15 protein-coding genes are annotated in these 17,365 nt (G+C 71.4%); all 15 read left to right on the plus strand.

What is annotated here, in order from left to right; all coding sequences use genetic code 11:
• Positions 1 to 40: 40 nt before the first annotated feature.
• The 15 genes from VKN16_11535 (at position 41) to VKN16_11605 (ending at position 17,362) form a co-directional block, all read left to right on the plus strand.
• A complete protein-coding gene (locus tag VKN16_11535; protein ID HME94836.1) occupies positions 41 to 2,035 on the plus strand; it encodes an aconitate hydratase in 1,995 nt (664 codons plus the stop codon).
• A 12-nt stretch (positions 2,036 to 2,047) separates the two neighbouring features.
• Positions 2,048 to 3,145, plus strand: coding sequence for a PrpF domain-containing protein (locus tag VKN16_11540; GenBank protein ID HME94837.1), 1,098 nt, complete (start codon positions 2,048 to 2,050; stop codon positions 3,143 to 3,145).
• A 67-nt stretch (positions 3,146 to 3,212) separates the two neighbouring features.
• Positions 3,213 to 4,367: an acyl-CoA dehydrogenase family protein gene (locus VKN16_11545; GenBank protein ID HME94838.1), complete on the plus strand. Its 1,155-nt coding sequence runs from the start codon at positions 3,213 to 3,215 to the stop codon at positions 4,365 to 4,367.
• A complete protein-coding gene (locus tag VKN16_11550) occupies positions 4,364 to 5,116 on the plus strand; it encodes an enoyl-CoA hydratase/isomerase family protein (GenBank protein HME94839.1) in 753 nt (250 codons plus the stop codon). Before VKN16_11545 ends, VKN16_11550 begins: the two co-directional genes overlap by 4 nt.
• A 13-nt stretch (positions 5,117 to 5,129) precedes the next feature.
• Positions 5,130 to 6,164 (plus strand): cobalamin-independent methionine synthase II family protein, encoded by a 1,035-nt coding sequence (locus VKN16_11555; protein ID HME94840.1) that lies wholly within the window; start codon positions 5,130 to 5,132, stop codon positions 6,162 to 6,164.
• A gap of 32 nt (positions 6,165 to 6,196) precedes the next feature.
• Positions 6,197 to 7,477 carry an ABC transporter substrate-binding protein gene (locus VKN16_11560; protein HME94841.1) on the plus strand — a complete coding sequence of 427 codons (1,281 nt, stop codon included), beginning with the start codon at positions 6,197 to 6,199 and terminating at the stop codon, positions 7,475 to 7,477.
• Positions 7,453 to 8,466, plus strand: coding sequence for an ABC transporter substrate-binding protein (locus VKN16_11565; protein ID HME94842.1), 1,014 nt, complete (start codon positions 7,453 to 7,455; stop codon positions 8,464 to 8,466). Before VKN16_11560 ends, VKN16_11565 begins: the two co-directional genes overlap by 25 nt.
• Before the next feature lie 39 nt (positions 8,467 to 8,505).
• The gene (locus VKN16_11570) at positions 8,506 to 9,366 is read left to right on the plus strand and encodes a branched-chain amino acid ABC transporter permease (GenBank protein ID HME94843.1); all 861 of its coding nucleotides are present in this window, start codon (positions 8,506 to 8,508) and stop codon (positions 9,364 to 9,366) included.
• A complete protein-coding gene (locus VKN16_11575; GenBank protein ID HME94844.1) occupies positions 9,363 to 10,301 on the plus strand; it encodes a branched-chain amino acid ABC transporter permease in 939 nt (312 codons plus the stop codon). The genes VKN16_11570 and VKN16_11575 overlap by 4 nt, the downstream gene beginning before the upstream one ends.
• Positions 10,298 to 11,059: an ABC transporter ATP-binding protein gene (locus VKN16_11580; GenBank protein HME94845.1), complete on the plus strand. Its 762-nt coding sequence runs from the start codon at positions 10,298 to 10,300 to the stop codon at positions 11,057 to 11,059. The genes VKN16_11575 and VKN16_11580 overlap by 4 nt, the downstream gene beginning before the upstream one ends.
• A 4-nt stretch (positions 11,060 to 11,063) precedes the next feature.
• Positions 11,064 to 11,771, plus strand: a complete 708-nt coding sequence (locus tag VKN16_11585; protein ID HME94846.1) for an ABC transporter ATP-binding protein — start codon at positions 11,064 to 11,066, stop codon at positions 11,769 to 11,771.
• Between the two features lie 172 nt (positions 11,772 to 11,943).
• Positions 11,944 to 12,435, plus strand: coding sequence for an OmpA family protein (locus VKN16_11590; protein ID HME94847.1), 492 nt, complete (start codon positions 11,944 to 11,946; stop codon positions 12,433 to 12,435).
• 314 nt (positions 12,436 to 12,749) lie between these two features.
• A complete protein-coding gene (locus VKN16_11595; protein ID HME94848.1) occupies positions 12,750 to 14,627 on the plus strand; it encodes an ABC transporter substrate-binding protein in 1,878 nt (625 codons plus the stop codon).
• Positions 14,628 to 14,749: 122 nt separating this feature from the next.
• Positions 14,750 to 15,778, plus strand: a complete 1,029-nt coding sequence (locus VKN16_11600; GenBank protein ID HME94849.1) for a methionine synthase — start codon at positions 14,750 to 14,752, stop codon at positions 15,776 to 15,778.
• A gap of 231 nt (positions 15,779 to 16,009) precedes the next feature.
• Positions 16,010 to 17,362, plus strand: a complete 1,353-nt coding sequence (locus VKN16_11605) for a FecR domain-containing protein (protein HME94850.1) — start codon at positions 16,010 to 16,012, stop codon at positions 17,360 to 17,362.
• Positions 17,363 to 17,365 lie beyond the last annotated feature (3 nt).

Genomic DNA, 17,365 nt, shown 5'->3' on the forward strand with positions numbered 1-17,365 from the left:
GATCCTGCGGGAGTGCGGGGGCCAGATCCAGGCGCTAAGCGTGCAAAAAAACCTCACGCGCAAGCTCATCGACTCGCATCTGGTCACCGGCAAGCCGGTGGCCGGCGAGGAGATCGGCCTGCGCGTGGACCAGGCGCTGCTCACCGACACCAACGGCACCATGGCCTTTCTCCAGTTCGAGGCCATGGGCTTCCCGCGGGTGCGTCCGCCCCGCGTGGTGACCTATATCGACCACAACGTCTACCAGGTCGACTCGCGCAACTCCGACGACCACCGCTACCTGCAGACCGCGGCGCGCCGCTACGGCTCCTGGTTCTCCAAGCCGGGCAACGGCATCTGCCACCAGGTGCACTTCGAGTCGTTCAGCGTGCCCGGCCAGACCCTGCTCGGCACCGACAGCCACACCACGCTCTGCGGATCCACCGGGATGCTCGCCATCGGCGCGGGGGGGCTCGATGTCGCGGTGGCGATGGGCGGCGGGCCGTATCACCTGGTGATGCCGCGGGTGACCTCGGTGTGGCTCACCGGGCGGCTGCAGCCGTGGGTCTCGGCCAAGGACGTGATCCTCGAGCTGCTGCGGCGCTACTCGGTGCGCGGGGGCAGCGGCCGTATCTTCGAGTACGGCGGCCCCGGCGCGGTCACGCTGTCGCTCCCCCAGCGGGCGACGATCTGCAACATGGGCGCCGAGCTCACGCTGACCACCAGCGTGTTCCCGTCGGACGAGATCACCCGCGAGTACTTCCGGCTCCTCGGCCGCGAGGCGGAGTGGCAGCCACTCGCCCCCGACCACGACGCCGAGTACGACGACCGGATCGAGCTGGACCTCTCCGCGCTCGAGCCGCTGGTGGCCCTGCCCGGATCGCCGGACCGCGTGGTCCCGGTCGCCGAGGTGGCCGGCCTGGAGGTCGAGCAGGTGATGGTCGGCTCCTGCACCAACTCCTCGTGGGAGGACATGCAGGCGGTGACCCGCGTGCTCGACGGCCGCCGCGTGGCCCCGTCGATCTCCTTCGTGGTCTTCCCGGGCAGCCATCGCATCGTGGAGGTGATGGCCCGCGAGGGCCTGCTGGCGCCGCTCCTGGCCGCCGGCGCCATCATCTCCGAGCCGACCTGCGGGGCGTGCGCGGGCATCGGCCACGTGCCGGCCTCGGGCGGCCGCAGCCTGCGCGCCTTCAACCGCAACTTCGCGGGCCGCAGCGGCACCAAGGACGACGCGGTGTACCTCTGCTCGCCCCTGACCGCCGCCGCGTCCGCGCTGACCGGGCGCATCACCGACCCGCGCACGATGGGGGAGGCGCCGGGGCGGCGCTGGCCCGCGTCGCTGCGCGCGTCGGACGCCGGGCTGATCCCCCCGGTGGCCGAGGCGGAGGCGGTGAGCGTGGAGGTGCTCAAGGGACCGAACATCAAGCCGGTGCCCCGCGGTCAGCCGGTGCCGGACCGCCTCACCGCGCCGGTGCTGATCAAGCTCGGCGACAAGGTCTCGACGGACGACATCTCGCCCTCCGGCACCGCGGTGCTGATGTTCCGCTCCAACGTGCCGGCCATCGCGGAATTCTGCTTCCGCAACGTGGACGCCGAGTTCGTGGCGCGGGCGCGCGCAGCCGGCCGCGGCGTCATCGTGGGCGGCGAGATCTACGGCCAGGGCTCCTCGCGCGAGGCCGCGGTGCTCTCGCCGCTGCACCTGGGCGTGCGGGCCGTGCTCGCCAAGAGCTTCGCGCGCATCCACCGCGCGAACCTCATCAACTGGGGGATCGTGCCGCTCGAGTTCGAGCATCCGGCCGACTACGACGGCATCGAGCGAGACGACACCCTCGCCGTCGACGGCCTGCGCGAGCGGCTCGCGTCGGGCGAGTCGGTGGTCGTGAGCAATCGGCGGACGGGGGCGCGCTTCCGGATGCGCTGCATCCTGAGCCCGCGCGAGCGCGATATGCTGCTGGCGGGCGGTCTGCTCGCCCAGACCGCCGGGGAGACATCGCCCCCTCACCCTGCTCTCTCCCCTTCCGGGGGCGAGGGTGGGGACGGAGGAAGGACCGCGTGAGGAGCAGCTGACATGGCTCAGGGACGGGTGCGGGCGGTCTACATGCGCGGCGGCACCAGCCGCTGCCTCGCTTTCCACGAACGGGATCTGCCGCCGGCCGGGCCGGAGCGTGACCGCGTGCTGCTGGTCGCGCTGGGCAGTCCGGATCCCTATGGCCGTCAGCTCGACGGCCTGGGCGGCGGCATCTCCTCGCTGTCGAAGGCGTTCATCATCGGCCCGCCGACCCATCCCGACGCGCAGGTCGACTACACCTTCGCCCAGGTCGAGGTGAGCCGCGCGGTGGTGGACTACACGGGCAACTGCGGCAACTGCTCCTCCGCGGTCGGCCCCTTCGCCATCGACGAGCGGCTGGTGCCCTCCTCCAACGGCGAGACCGCGGTGCGCATCCACAACACCAACACGAAGAAGATCATCGTGGCGCGCGTGCCGGTGGTGGACGGCGAGGCCGCCGTGGTCGGCGATTTCGAGCTGCCCGGCGTGGCCGGGCTGGGCGCCCGCATCGCGCTCGACTTCCTCGAGCCGGGCGGGTCCCGCACCGGCCGCCTCCTGCCCACCGGCCGGGCGCGCGACGTGATCGCCGGGGTCGAGGTCTCGCTGGTGGACGCCAGCAATCCGGTGGTGTTCGTGCGCGCCAAGGATCTCGACCTTACCGGCACCGAGACGCCCGCCGCGATGGACAGCGATCGCGCCCTGGTGGCGCGGCTCGAGGCCCTCCGGGCGGCCGGCGCCGAGGCCATGGGCATCCCGGGCAGCGCGGCCACGCCCAAGATCGCGGTGGTGGCGCCGCCCACGGCGTTCACCGCGCTGGACGGCGTGGGCTACGACGCCGAGCAGACCGACGTGGTCGGGCGCTGCATCTCGATGGGCAACGCGCACCGCGCCTTTGCGCTCACCGCGGCCATGTGCCTGGCGGTGGCGGCGCAGGTCGACGGCACCGTGGTGAGCGAGTGCGCGGGCGGACGCGTGGGGGATCTGCGCCTCGGCCATCCGTCGGGCGTGCTGCCCATCGCGGCCTCGGTCGGCCGCCGTGACCACGCGGCGTGGGCCGAGCGGGTGACCGTGTACCGCACCGCGCGCCGGCTCATGGAAGGCTACGTCCGCATTCCGTGATCCCGCCCATCATCCGCCGCTCCGCGCGCCGGACGACGGAGCCCGCCGGCGAGACGCCGCGCTGACCGTGCCGCGGCCGACGTTCACCGATGAGCACGAGATGCTGCGGCGGACCGTGCGCGCGTTCGTGGAGAAGGAGGTCGTGCCCCACGTCGACGCGTGGGAGGAGGCCGGCCGCATCCCGCGGGCGTTCTGGCGCCGGCTCGGCGAGCTGGGGCTGCTCGGCCTCGAGTTCCCCACCGAGTACGGCGGCGGCGGCGGGGACTTTCTCTCCAGCGTGGTGCTGGGCGAGGAGATGGCGCGCTGCCGATCGGGCGGGGTGGCGTTCAGCGTGCTCGTGCACACCGACATGTCCTCGCCGTGGCTCACCCGCTTCGGCACCGAGGCCCAGAAGCGTGCCTACCTGCCGGGCATCGTGAGCGGCGAGACGGTCTGCGCCCTCGGCATCACCGAGCCCGGGACGGGCTCGGACATGGCGGGCATCGCCACCCGGGCGGTGCGCGACGGCGACCGCTACCTGCTCACCGGCAGCAAGATCTTCATCACCAACGGCGTGCACGGCGATCTCTACTTCATCGCGGCGCGCACGCATGCCGGCACCGCCGAGCGCCGGCACGCGGGCATCTCGATGTTCCTGGTGGAGCGCGGGTGGCCCGGCTTCACGGTGAGCCGGCGGCTCGACAAGATGGGCATGTGCGCCTCGGACACCGCCGAGCTGTCGCTGGAGGAATGCCCGGTGCCGGTCGCCAACCTCCTGGGCGAGGAGGGCCGCGGCTTCCACCAGCTGGCGGCCGGCCTGCAGCGTGAGCGCATCATGGCCGCGGTGCTCGCGCTCTCGGGCGCCGGCCAGGCCCTCGAGGACACCACGGGCTACCTTCGCGAGCGACACGCCTTCGACGGACCGCTCGCCGGCAAGCCGGTGCTGCGGCACCGGGTGGCCGACATGGCCACCGAGATCGAGGCGGCCCGCCACCTGGTCCATCACGCGGCCGCGCTCTACACCGCGGGCGAGGACTGCGTGACCGCGGTGTCGATGGCGAAGCTCTTCGCCACCGAGGTCGCCAATCGCGTCGCCTACCAGGCGGTGCAGCTGCACGGCGGCTACGGCTACATGCGCGAGTTCCCGGTCGAGCGCTTCTTCCGCGACGTGCGGCTCTGGACGATCGCCTCCGGCACCTCGGAGATCATGCGCGAGATCATCGCCAAGCGGATCCTCTCGTGAGCGCCGCGCCGGCCGTCACCCTCACCCAGGACGGCGCGGTGGCCCGCCTGACGCTCGAGCGGCCCGAGGCCCGCAACGCGCTCAGCCGGGCCATGGCCGACGCGCTCGAGGGTGCCCTCGCGCGCCTGGCCCGCGCCGACGACGCGCGCGCGGTGGTGGTGGCCGGCCGGGGCCGATCCTTCTGCGCGGGCGCCGACATCTCCGAGATGCCCACGCTGTCGCCCGACGAGGCCGAGGCGCTGGCCGCGCGCTGGCAGCGCATCATGGACGGCTTCGCGGCCCTGCCCCAGGTGACGATCGCGGCCGTCCAGGGCCACGCCCTCGGCGGCGGGCTCATGCTCGCGATCGCGCAGGATCTCCGCGTGGCCGAGGCCTCCGCGCGCTTCGGGCTGCCCGAGGTGGGCCTGGGCTTCAACCCGGGCTACGGCCTCGCCCGGCTGCTCGACATCGCCGGCGGGGCCCACGGGCGCGACCTGATGCTCACCGCCCGCGTCGTCGACGCCGCCGAGGCCTTTCGCATGGGCCTCGTGACCCGCGTGGTGCCCGACGGGGCGCTCGGCGCCGCGGCCGACGAGATGGCGCGCGACGTCGCGCGGTCGCCGCGCGGCGGCCTCGCCGCGAGCAAGGCCATCACCGCGGACCTGCGCGCGGGCCGGGCCGGCACCGAGCCGCGCGCCTACGGGGCCCTGCGCGCGGCGCCCGACGCCCAGGCCCGCATCGCCGCCTTCCTGAACCGTCGCCGACCGTAGAAAGGACACGCGCATGGCCGCCACGCTTCCGCTCCTCTACACGCACGTCATGGGCAGCCACGGCTTTCCTTCGTGGTTCTGGACCGCGCTCGACAAGATCAAGGCCGGCGAGTACGGGCAGACCGACGTGCGCGAGACCTTCGACGACGCCACCCAGCTCGCGATCCGCGACCAGGAGCGGGCGGGCATCGACGTCGTCTGCGACGGCGAGATGCGGCGCTACTTCTTCGTGCAGACCTTCTACGGGCACATGGAGGGGCTCGAGACGCTCGAGCCGCTGCGCAAGACCGGCCTCTACGCCTACGACAGCGTGCCGCGCTACCGCGCCACCCGGAAGGTCACGGTGCCGCGGGGCCTCGGCACGGTCGACGAGTTCAAGTACCTGATGACCCAGACCGACCGGCCGGTGAAGGCCACCTGCCCGGGCCCGGTGACCCTGTCCATCCACATCCAGACCCGCCCGGGCGACGCCTACAACGGCGATCGGCTCGCCCTCTGCTGGGACCTGGTGCCTGCGGTCAATGCGGAGCTCCGAGCGCTGGCCGCGGCGGGAGCGACGTGGATCCAGGTCGACGAGCCGTCCGCCGCCATCGTGCCGGGCCAGGCCGCCGAGTACGTGAAGATGTTCAACGCCTGCGTGGAGGGCGTGCCCGCGAAGATCGGCTACCACGTCTGCTTCGGGAACCTGCTCTCGCGCCCGCGCGGCAAGCGGTCGTATCGCTGGATGTTCCCGGCGCTGCTGGAGACGCGCTGCGACCAGTTCGTGTTCGAGTACGCGAACCGGGAGATGGCAGAGATCGAGATGTGGAAGGAGATCGGGGTGGACCGCGACGTCGCGTGCGGAGTGGTTGACGTGAAGAGCTTCTACATGGAGACTCCCGAGGACGTGGCCGAGCGGGTGCGCCTCTGCCTCGACAGCGTCCCGGCGGAGCGGCTCTCGCTGGTGCCGGACTGCGGGTTCTTCCCGGTGCCGCGCTGGGTCGCCTTCGAAAAGCTCAAGCGCCTCGCCGCCGGCGTGGCGCTGGCGCGGCGGCAATTGCAGGGCTGACCCACACCACTCTCAACGACGAGGGGGACGAGATGGCGACGACGAGACGGCAATTCCTCAAGACGGCGGGCGGCGCGGCGGCCGCCGGCGCGATCGGCTTTCCGGCGGTGGCGCGGGCCCAGGCCAGGCCGGGGGTGCCTTCGGACCCGGTCAAGATCGGCATCCTGGCCATCCGGGCCGGGATCGCGGCCCCGGTGGGCGCGGCCGGGCTGCGCGGCACCGAGTGGTGGGCGGAGCGGGTCAACAAGTCGGGGGGCATCCTCGGCCGCCCGGTGCAGCTGGTCGTCGAGGAGGAATCCACCCCGAAGGACACCGTGGAGCGCTACCGCAAGCTCATCCTCCAGGACAAGGTCGAGGTGGTCATCGGCGGGATCTCCACCGGGGTGACGCTGGCCCTGGGCCCCGTCGCGGAGGAGATGGAGACGCCGTGGCTGTCCTGGGACGGCACGACCCAGAAGGGCATCGAGGAGACCATGCCCAGCCCGAAGTGGGCCTTCCGCAGCGTGGACAACGAGGTCGAGGCCATCGTGGCCGGCCAGCTGACCCCGAAGTACTTCAGGGGCATCAAGTCGGTCGCGGGCATCGGCAACGACTACTCCTACGGCCACGACTGCTGGCAGACCTACCAGGCGGTGCTCAAGCGCTACGTGCCGGACGTGAAGTTCGTGCTCGAGCTGTTCCCCAAGCTCGGGGTGACCGACTTCACCTCGCACATCGCGGCCATCCAGCAGGCCAAGCCGGACCTGCTCATGTGCTCGTTCTGGTCGGGCGACGCGACGATCATCATGAAGCAGGCCGCCGCGGTCGGACTGTTCAAGAACATGAAGGGCGTCTTCACCACCGCGGGCGGGGTGCACGACTCGCTCAAGAAGGAGTTCACCCCCGAGGGGCTCCTGCTCGGCTACAACAGCATGTACTTCGCCGACCCCAAGGGCAGCCCGCTGCTCAAGCAATTCGTGAGCGAGTACCGGAGCAAGTACAACGAGTACCCGCCCTACGAGTGCGACCACGCCTACTTCAACATCGAGTCCTACAAGGCCGCGGTGGAGAAGGCCTACTCCACGTCGAAGAAGTGGCCGTCCCGGGCGGAAGTCGTCAAGGCCCTCGAGGGCATCGAGGTGGACTCGCTCTCGGGCAAGCGGTCGTGGCGGGCCGACCACGTGCAGATGTGCAGCTTCTATCAGGGCATCACCACCCACAAGAACAGCTACGACTTCGTCACCATCGATCCGGTCGAGGTGGTCTCCACCCGGCAGGGCATGAAGCCGTCGGGCGCCAAGCTGATGGATTGGATCGGCTCCTGGAAGATCTGATCGCGCGCCGGGCGCTCTTCCGCGTGGCCGGAGCGGCGGTCCTCGCCGCTCCGGCGGCCGTTCTCGCCCAGACGACGGCTCGCGTCCATCGACTGGGCCTCCTGGCGCCCACCCCGCCGCCCACGCCGGCGGACGGGACCGCGGCGGTTCGCTCGGTGCCCGCGTTCCTCGAGGAGATGGGGTATCGACCGGGCCGGAACCTGGTCCTCGAGCAGCGGTACGCCGCCGGCCGGCTCGAGCGGCTTCCCGCGCTGGCTCGCGAGCTGGTCCGCGCCCGGATCGACGTCATCGTCGCAATCGGCGCCGCGGCGACCCGGGCCGCGCGGGCGGCCAGCACCACGGTGCCGGTGGTCTTCCTCGGCAATTTCGATCCGATCGCGATCGGCCTCGTGAAGAGCCTCGCCAGACCGGAGGCCAACGTGACCGGGGTCCTGATCGCCCCGGCGGGCACCCTCGCCGGCAAGAAGCTCGAGCTGCTGAAGGCCGCGGTACCCCGCGCCACCCGCATCGCGCTGCTCTCCCACGAGGATCCCGGCCTCCGCGCCCAGGAGCAGGAGACCGACGCCGCCGCCGTCGCCCTCGGCATCGCGCTGCCGGTCACGCGGGTGGTCGGCGGCGACTACGAGCGCGCCTTCACCGCGCTGGTCGCCGATCGGCCCGACGCGCTGTTCGTGGGCGCGTCGACCTACTTCATGCGCGACCGCAAGCGCATCATCGAGCTGGCGGCCCGGCATCGCCTCCCCGCCATCTACGAGTGGCCCGAGCAGGTCGAGGAGGGCGGCCTCATGTCCTACGGCAGCGATCTCGGCGCGACGACCCGCCGCGTCGCCCAGTACGTGGACCGCATCTTCAAGGGCGCCCGGCCCGGCGACCTGCCCGTCGAGCAGCCCACCGAGCTGCAGCTCGTCGTCAATCTGCGGACGGCCCGGGCCCTGGGGCTCGACCTGTCTCCGGCCCTGCTGGCGCGGGCCGCCCGGGTCATCGAGTAGCGCCGCCGCCGCGTGAGCGCGAACCTCGTCGCCATCCTCATGGGCGGCGTCTTCCACGCCGCCGTCCTGTTCCTGGTCTCGGCGGGCCTGCAGCTGGTGTTCGGGGTGCAGAAGATCTTCAATCTGGCCTGCGGGTCGTTCTACGCCCTCGGCGCCTACGTGGGGGTGTCCGCGGTGGCGCTGTTCGTGTCCGCGGGGGGCCCGCCGTCGCTCTTCATCCTGCCCTTGATCCTCGCCGGGCTCCTGGCCGGAGCGGTGGGGCTGGTGGTGGAGCGCGGGCTGCTGCGCTTCGTGTACGACCGCGACGAGACCTTCCAGCTGCTGCTGACCTTCGCGGTCGTGCTGATGATGGAGGACGCGATCCGCCTGACCTGGGGCACCGCGCCGCAGTCCACCTCCGGCTACTACCTGCGCTACGGCCAGGCCCGGATCCTGGGCGCGGTGGTGCCGGTCTACAACCTCATCGTGATCGCGGCCAGCGTGCTGATCGCGGCCGGCCTCGGCTACATGCTCACCCGCACCGCCTTCGGGCGCATCATCCGGGCCGCCGCCGACAACCGCGAGATGGCCGAGGCCCTCGGCGTCGACATGCGCTCGGTCTACGCACGGGTGTTCACGCTCGGCGCCGCCCTCGGCACCCTCGGCGGCGCGCTCGTGATCCCGGCCACCGCGGCCATGAGCGAGATGGGCATCGAGCTGATCGTGGAGGCCTTCGCGGTGGTGGTGATCGGCGGCCTCGGCAGCATGCGCGGGGCGCTGGTGGGCGCGCTGGTGGTCGGCGTGCTGCGCGCGCTGGCGATCAGCGTGTACCCCGAATTGGAGATGCTCCTCATCTACCTCATCGTGATCGCGGTGCTGCTGCTCCGCCCCCGCGGCCTCTTCGGAGGCGCCGCCGCATGAGGGGCCGGCTGGTCCTCGCCGCGGTGCTCGCCGTGCTGATCGCGCTGCCGCTGGCCCTGAGCCCGTACCGCGTGCTGCTGATGCTGCCGTTCATGGCCTACGGGGTGATTCTTCTCGGCCTGAACCTGCTCTTCGGCTACACCGGGCTGGTGTCGTTCGGCCACGCCCTCTTCGTCGGCATCGGGGCCTACACCGCCGCGGCCCTCACCGCGCAGGGGGTGCGGTCGCTCGAGGTCATCGTGCTGCTCGCGGCCGCGCTGGGCGCGCTGGCCGCCGCGCTGGTCGGCGCCCTCTGCGTGCGCTACGTGAAGATCTACTTCGGCATGCTGACGCTCGCCTTCGGCATGGTCTTCTACACCTTCCTGCTGAAGTTCTATCGCATCACCGGCGGCGACGAGGGCATGCCGGTGCTCCGGCCCCTGCTGCTGGGCCTGAATCTCGACGGCATGTCGAAGACCGCCTTCCTGGTGGGCCCGTACTACTACTACTGCCTCGGCGTGCTGGTGCTGGCCGCCGCGGTCATGTGGCGCATCGTGCACTCGCCGTTCGGCCTCTGTCTGCGCACGATCCGCGACAACCCGACCAAGGCGGAGGCGCTCGGGGTCAGCGTGACCCGCTATCGCTGGTACGCCTTCGTCATCTCGGCGGTGTTCGCGGCGGTAGGGGGCGCGCTGCTCGCCCCGCCCACCGGCAACGTCGACCCCACGCTGGCCTACTGGACGCACTCCGGCAACCTGGTGTTCATGGTGCTGCTCGGCGGCTTCGCGAGCTTCTTCGGCCCGGTGCTGGGCGCGTTCGTGTTCATCTTCCTGCAGGACACGGTGATGTCGGTGGTGCCCTACTGGCGCCTGGTGTTCGGCGCCATCCTGGCCGCCCTCGTGATCTTCGCCCCCGGCGGTCTGATGGGCTTTCTCGTCAGGCCACGCCCGTCGTGACCGCGCCCGCGCTCCTGGACGCCCGCGACGTGCGGAAGCTCTACGGTGACTTCTGCGCGCTCGACGGGGTGAGCCTGTCGGTCGGCGCCGGGGAATTCGTCTCGATCATCGGGCCCAACGGCGCCGGCAAGTCCACCCTGATCAACGTGCTCACCGGCCTCCTCGCCCCCAGCGGCGGACACGTGCGCTTCAAGGGGCAGGACATCGGCGGCATCGGCCCGGTCGCCCTCACCCGGCTCGGCATGGCGCGCAGCTTTCAGCTGGTGCAGATCTTCCCCGACCTGACCGTGCTGGAGACCCTGCAAGCCGCGGTGGTGTCCCGCCGTGGCCACGGGCTGCGGCTCTTCACCTCGCTCCGGCACGACCGGCAGACCGAGGCGGAGGCCCTCGAGGTCGCCGACCTCTTCGGCCTCGCCGACCGGGCGGGCCGGCGGGCTCGCGAGCTGCCGCAGGGGGACAAGAAGCTCCTCGACGTCGCGTCGGCCTTTGCGCTGCGGCCCGAGATCATCCTGCTCGACGAGCCGACCAGCGGCGTGAGCACCGCGGACAAGCACGCGGTCATGGAGATCCTGGTCGGGGCCGCGAAGCGGATCGGGTTGCGCGCGATCATCCAGGTCGAGCACGACATGGACATCGTCTTCGGCTACTCGGACCGCATCGTCGCGCTCCACCAGGGTCGAGTCCTGGCCGACACCACCCCGGCCGGGATCCGCGCCGATGCCCACGTGGTGGACACCGTCATCGGACGGAAGCGCTAGCGCCGTGCTCTCGGTGTCGTCCGTCGACGTCTTCATCCAGCACAGCCACATCCTGCGCCAGGTCTCGCTGGCGGTCGGCGAGCGGGAGGTGGTCTGCCTGGTGGGCCGCAACGGCGCCGGCAAGACCACCACCTTGCGAACGATCATGGGCTACGTGCGCCCGCGCGCCGGACGGGTGGTGTTCGGCGACGAGGAGATCCACGGCCGCCCGACCCACGAGATCGCCCGCCGCGGGATCGGATTCGCCCCGGAGGACAGCGGGATCTTCGCGGATCTCACGGTGGCCGAGAACATCGAGATCGCCACGTGGACGAGGCCCGGCGGTCGCCCGACCGCCGAGCGCCTCGAGCGCGCGTACGAGGTCTTCCCCGTCCTTCGCAAGTACCGCCACCGCAAGGGTCCCGAGATGAGCGGCGGCGAGCGCAAGATGCTGTCGGTCGCGCGGGCGCTCGCCCTCGACCCGCGCTTGCTCCTCCTCGACGAGCCGTTCGAGGGGCTCTCGCCCGCCATCATCCCCACGGTCAGCGACGGTCTCGCCGAGATCACCCGCCGCGGTCATTCGATCCTCCTCGCCGAGTCCAACATCCACCACGTTCCCGAGTTCGCCACGCGACTCTACGTCATCGAGCGCGGCGAGATCATCTTCGCGGGCCCCCCGGGCGCGGTGCGGGCCGATACAGCGACCATGCGGATCATCGGGGGGGCGGCCTGAGCCGGTGTATCCCCGCGAAATATCGTGACGGCGGTGAGCTGACCTGCGCTGGCCGGTAATTTCTTCACAGCCTCCGGTGGCCGACGCGCCGCTCGGCAAAACGAACTTGTCCCGTTGAACGGGCGAGGACTATTCTCGGCAGTCGAGCCGAGCTCTGGTCCCGGAGGAGTCAATGAAGAGGCGAGCCACGCACGTCATCGCTCTCGCGGCGCTCATCTCGTGCCCGATTCTCGCCGCGGGCCGTCCGGCCCCCGCCCAGGCGCCCACCGCCGACCAGCCCATCGGCTTGCCGCGGGTCAGCGACTACGAGCCGATCCGGGAGCTGCGGGACATCCACTTCGACTTCGGCGAGGCGACGATCAGACCGGGCGACGTCAAGATCCTCGACGCGAACGCGGCCTGGCTGCGCGCCCATCCGCAGCAGCTGCTCCTCATCGAGGGGCACTGCGACAATCGGGGGACTACGAGCCGGAAGAATGACTTCAACGTCGATCTGGGGGAGCAGCGGGCGCAGGCCGCGATGAATCATCTGGTGGCCCAGGGGGTCGAGCCGAGCCGCATCACCATCTTGAGCTATGGAGAAGAGCGGCCGCAGTGCACCGAGGCGAGCGAACGGTGCTGGAGCCAGAACCGGCGGTCGCGCTTCCTCGTGAAGCCGCGCTAGAGCCGAGGGTCACGGCCATGCACGAAGAAGACAGCGGCGTTTCGAACGGCAGCGTGGCGCCGTGCGGGCACCGTAACCCGCCCCGCGCGCATTTCTGCGATGTGTGCGGCGCCACGCTGCCGATGCCATGCCCCCGTTGCCATGCGATCAACCGCCGACAGGCACACTTCTGCAACATGTGCGGCAGCAGCCTGCGCGACGCGCGACGAACGCCCGCCGCCTCGCCGGCTCCATTCGAGCCATCGGCCGCCGGGCCGCCTGAGACCGAGCCGGATGCGGCCCCATCCCCGGGCGGGTCCCTGGTCCGGTCGACGATGGGGAGCGGCCGGAAGCCGGTCGCGCCCGGCCTCGGCGACGTCAAGCGGCTCGAGGAGATGCAGCGATACTTGCGGCAACGGCGACGCTCGCGACACGCGCGGGCGTGGGTGGGGATCGCGTGCGCGACGTTCTTGGTCGCTCTCTTCGCCACCGGCCTGGTCCGTGCCTACATCGCGACGCGGAGCGCCGCGCGGCCGTTCATCGACACCGAGACGAAGGCGCCCATCCCCGTCCGGGCCGGAGGGACTGGCCCGGTGCACACGGAACCCGCCGAGACGACGGTCGCCCCGGATCGCCGCGCGGGCTCACCGTCTCCCGGCGCGCCCGCGGGGTCCCCGGCTGGCGCGGCGGCCGAGCCCCGGTCCGGCGGCACGTTGACCTTCCTGGTGCCGGGCGAGCCCCCTTCCTACGACGCGCACCGGGAGGAGACGTTCGCGCTGATGCACCCGGCAGCGCCGCACTACAACACGCTGCTGCGCATCGACCCGCTCGATCCGACGGGCACCCGGGTCGTCGGGGATCTGGCCACGTCGTGGGCCGTCTCGGCGGACAAGCGCACCTACATTCTCACGCTGCGTCGTGGGGTGAAGTTCCACGATGGCAGCGAGATGACCTCGCGAGACGTGCGCGCCACCTACGAGAAGATCATCAATCCCCCTCCCGGGATCACGTCGGCCCGCAAGGGTGAGTACCTGCAGATCGAGACGGTGCAGGCGCCGGAGCCGTACATCGTCGCGTTCAAGCTCAAGTGGCCGTCGCCCTCGTTCATTCACTCGCTGGCGTCGCCGTGGAACTGGATCTACAAGGCGGACATCCTCGAGCGCGACGTCCGCTGGTACGAGAAGCACATCATGGGGACGGGCCCGTTCGTCTTCGTCGAGCACGTCAAGGGCACGCGCTGGGTCGGCCGCCGGAACCCCGAGTACTGGGACCGTGGCAAGCCATATCTCGACGGCTACCAGGCGCTCTTCATCCGCGACGACGCCGCGCAGGCGGCGGCCATCCGCTCCGGGCGCGCCGACATACAGTTTCGCGGCTTCTCCCCGGCGCAGCGCGACGACATCGTCCGCGCGCTCGGCGAGAAGGTCACCGTGCAGGAGAGCCCGTGGAACTGCGGCCTCCTGGTCGCCATCAACCACGAGAAGGAGCCGTTCGGCGATCGCCGCGTCCGCCGCGCCCTCTCGCTCGCCCTCGATCGCCACGCGGCCGCCGGCGCGCTGTCGAGGACCGCCATCGTCCGGGAAGTCGCGGGGGTGCAGGTGCCCGGCTCGCCGCTCGCCACCCCGCCGGCGGAGCTCGTGAAGCTCGCCGGGTACTGGCGGGACATTCGGGAGTCACGGTCCGACGCGCGCCGCCTGCTGGCCGAGGCCGGAGTTCCCGAGGGGTTGTCCGTCGCGCTCAAGAACCGCGATATCCCGATGCCGTACCAGCACGTCGGCGCATGGCTCGTGGACCAGTGGAGCCAGATCGGGCTGAAAGTGCGCCACGAGATCGAGGACTCGGCCCAGTACTTCAAGGACCTCCGGACCGGGAACTTCGAGCTCAGCACCGACTTCCAGTGCGGGTACGTGGTCGATCCCGACCTGGACCTCTACAAGTTCCAGTCCTCGGGCCGGAGTGACGCCAACTACGGCCGGTACACCGATCCGGTACTGGACGACCTCTACGTCCGGCAGAGCCGTACCGTGGATCCCGAGCACCGCCGGCGATACATCCAGGCCTTCGAAAAGCGTCTCCTCGACGAGGAAGCCCACTACATCTACACGCTCCAGTGGCACCGTATCGTGCCGCACAGCTCCCGCGTCCGCGGCTGGACGATCACCCCCAGCCACTACCTCAACAATCAGCTCGACACGGTGTGGCTGGCCGAATAGCCCGGGCTCCTCTCTCGCTCTCCGCGACGCACCGCCGCCGCATCGCCATTGACCGGGTCCGCGAGAGATAGCATGCTCGCATGGGCCAACCCCATGCTCGCACTCGACAGGAGGAACCGCAGATGGCCGCTCTCCCGCTGATCCCGTCCACCGTCGTCGGCTCCCACGGCAAGGCCGGCTGGTGGTACACCGCCGTGAAGGCCCACGAGGTGGGCGACATGGGCCCGGCCGATCTCGAGGAGATGTTCGACGACGCGGCCGACACCGCGATCCGCGACATGGAGCGCGCCGGCCTCGACGTCATCACCGACGGGGAGGTGCGGCGGCTGGACGGCTACGTGGACTCCTACTACGCGATCATCAAGGGCATCGAGCCGTTGCCGGTGCGACGCCGTGCCGGCCCGTGGGGCTACGATCAGCAGACGCGCTACGAGGCCACCGGCCGGATCGAGACGCCGCCGGGCGGCCTGGGCATCGTGAAGGAGTTCGAGTACCTCAAGGCCCACACCGGCCGCGCGACCAAGGCGACCTGCGCGGGCCCGCTCACCTTCGGCTCCCGCATCCATCCCGGCAAGATGTACAAGGGCGTGGTCGACGTGGCCGAGCGCTTCGCGGAGGTCATCAACGCGGAGCTGCGCGCTCTGGTGGCGGCGGGCGCGGATTTCATTCAGCTGGACGAGCCCGCGCGCGGGAACGTGAGCGGCGAGGAGATGGCGCGCCTCTACAATCTGGCCACCGAGGGCGTGAAGGCCAAGCTGGCCTTCCACATCTGCTTCGGCAACCGCTTCGGCCGCTCGCGCTTCGACCGCTCCTATCGGCCCTACTTCCCGGGCGTGCTCAAGGCCCGCGCCGATCAGCTCGTGCTCGAGTTCGCGGGCCGCGAGTTCTCGGAGCTCGACGTCTGGAAGGAGTACGGTCAGGACCGGGAGCTGGGCGCGGGCGTCATCGACGTCAAGGGCTTCTACCCCGAGAGCCCGGAAGACGTGGCCGGCCGCATCCGCCGGGTCCTCACGGTCTGCCGGCCCGAGAAGCTCTACGTGAACCCCGACTGTGGCTTCGGCTGGTCGCCGCGCTACATGTGCAATCAAAAGGTGGGCGCTCTCGCCGCGGGCGCGGCGCTCGCGCGCAAGGAGCTGGGCGGCTCCCGCTAGTCGCTCCGCCGCGCACGATTCGCGCGGGCAATCCCTGCGCGCGGTTCTGGTCCGCGTGCCTGCCACTTCTTGCGAGTGTCAGCGGATCCGCGTCGATCCGCTGACAGGCACGCGTCAGAGAATCCGCGCGCTTGGGTCGAAGTGTCCGCGTGGCACCTCGCTTGCCTGTCACAGCCTCGCCGGCGATCGGCGGTCACGATCAGCGCCGGCGGGAGGGAGCCAGAGCAAGCCATGCACGGAAAGAACGTCTTCGCGGCCGCCGCGGTTCTCTTCTGCGCGAGCCTTCCGGCCACGGCCGCCGCGCAGTCCGATGGGAGCGCCGGCGTCGTCACGAGCGTCAACGGGGATGCGACCCTGATCCGCGCGGCCACCACGGTGGCCCCGGCCTCGCTTCGCATGCGGGACGAGATCTTCGTCCGCGATCGCATTCACACCCAGGAGCGCTCGCTGGTGCGCGTGCTCCTGGGCGGCAAGGCCCTCATCACGGTCCGCGAGCTGTCCGCGCTCACCATCACCGAGGAGGCGGGGCGCGTCACCGTCGATCTGCAGTCGGGCAAGATCGGCGTGGCCGTCGTCAAGGGCCGCATGCGGCCGGGCGAGGTCATCGAGATTCGCTCCCCCAACGCGACGGCGGCGGTGCGCGGCACCGTCTTCGTGGTGGAGGTCGAGCCCCTGAAGGCCGGCGCGGCCGCCACCACCACGCAGGTGCATCTCTTCCACGGCGCGCTCGACGTGAGCGCCCGTCTCGATCCGTCGCATCCCACCGTGCGCCTGGCCGAGATGCAGAGCGTGGCGGTGTCGGGCAACGCGCTGGGCTCGGTCCGGCCGCTCTCGCGGTCCGACGTGGCCGCCCTCACCGCGGACCTTCGGCCGCGGCAGATGCAGGCGACCGAGGCGCCCAGCGAGGTGACCGGCGGCCTGGTGGCCCGGGAGCAGGCCCGTGCGGTGGCGCTGGCCTCGGCGCTCCTGTCGCCCGCAGCCGCCGGACCGGTGCGCTCCGTGAAGAACCTCAAGGCCGCGGGGGACGGCGTGGCCGGCGCGACCGCGAGCGCGACGACCGCCTCCACCGAGGTGCTGGACCAGCTCGTCGATAGCCTCGGCATCGACGGGCTGGATCAGACGCTCACCGGCCTCGGCAACACCGTCGGCAGCCTCGGCGGGGTCGTCGGAGGTCTCGGCGGCGCGCTCGGGAACGTGAGCGGCCATCTCGGCGGCGCGCTCGGCGGCACCGTCGGCGGACTTGGTGGCACGGTCGGCGCCCTCGGCGGTTCCATCGGCAGCGCCGGCGGCGCCATCGGCGGGCTCGGCGGCGGCGTCGGGGGGCTCGGGGGCAGCCTGGGCGGACTGGGTGGCGGCGTCGGCGCCGTCGGCGGGACCGTCGGCGGGCTCGGCGGCGCCATCGGAGGGGTGGGAGGCGCCGTGGGCGGCACGGTGGGCGCGCTCGGCGGCACCGTCGGCGGAGTCGGCGGAACCGTCGGCGGCACGGTCGGCGGAGTCGGCGGGACGGTCGGTGGAGTCGTCGGTGGAGTCGGCGGAGTCGTCGGCGGTGTGGGCGGCGGGCTGGGTGGCCTGCTCGGACGCTAGCCC

The organism is Candidatus Methylomirabilota bacterium (assembly GCA_035315345.1).
GTDB lineage: Bacteria > Methylomirabilota > Methylomirabilia > Rokubacteriales > CSP1-6 > CAMLFJ01.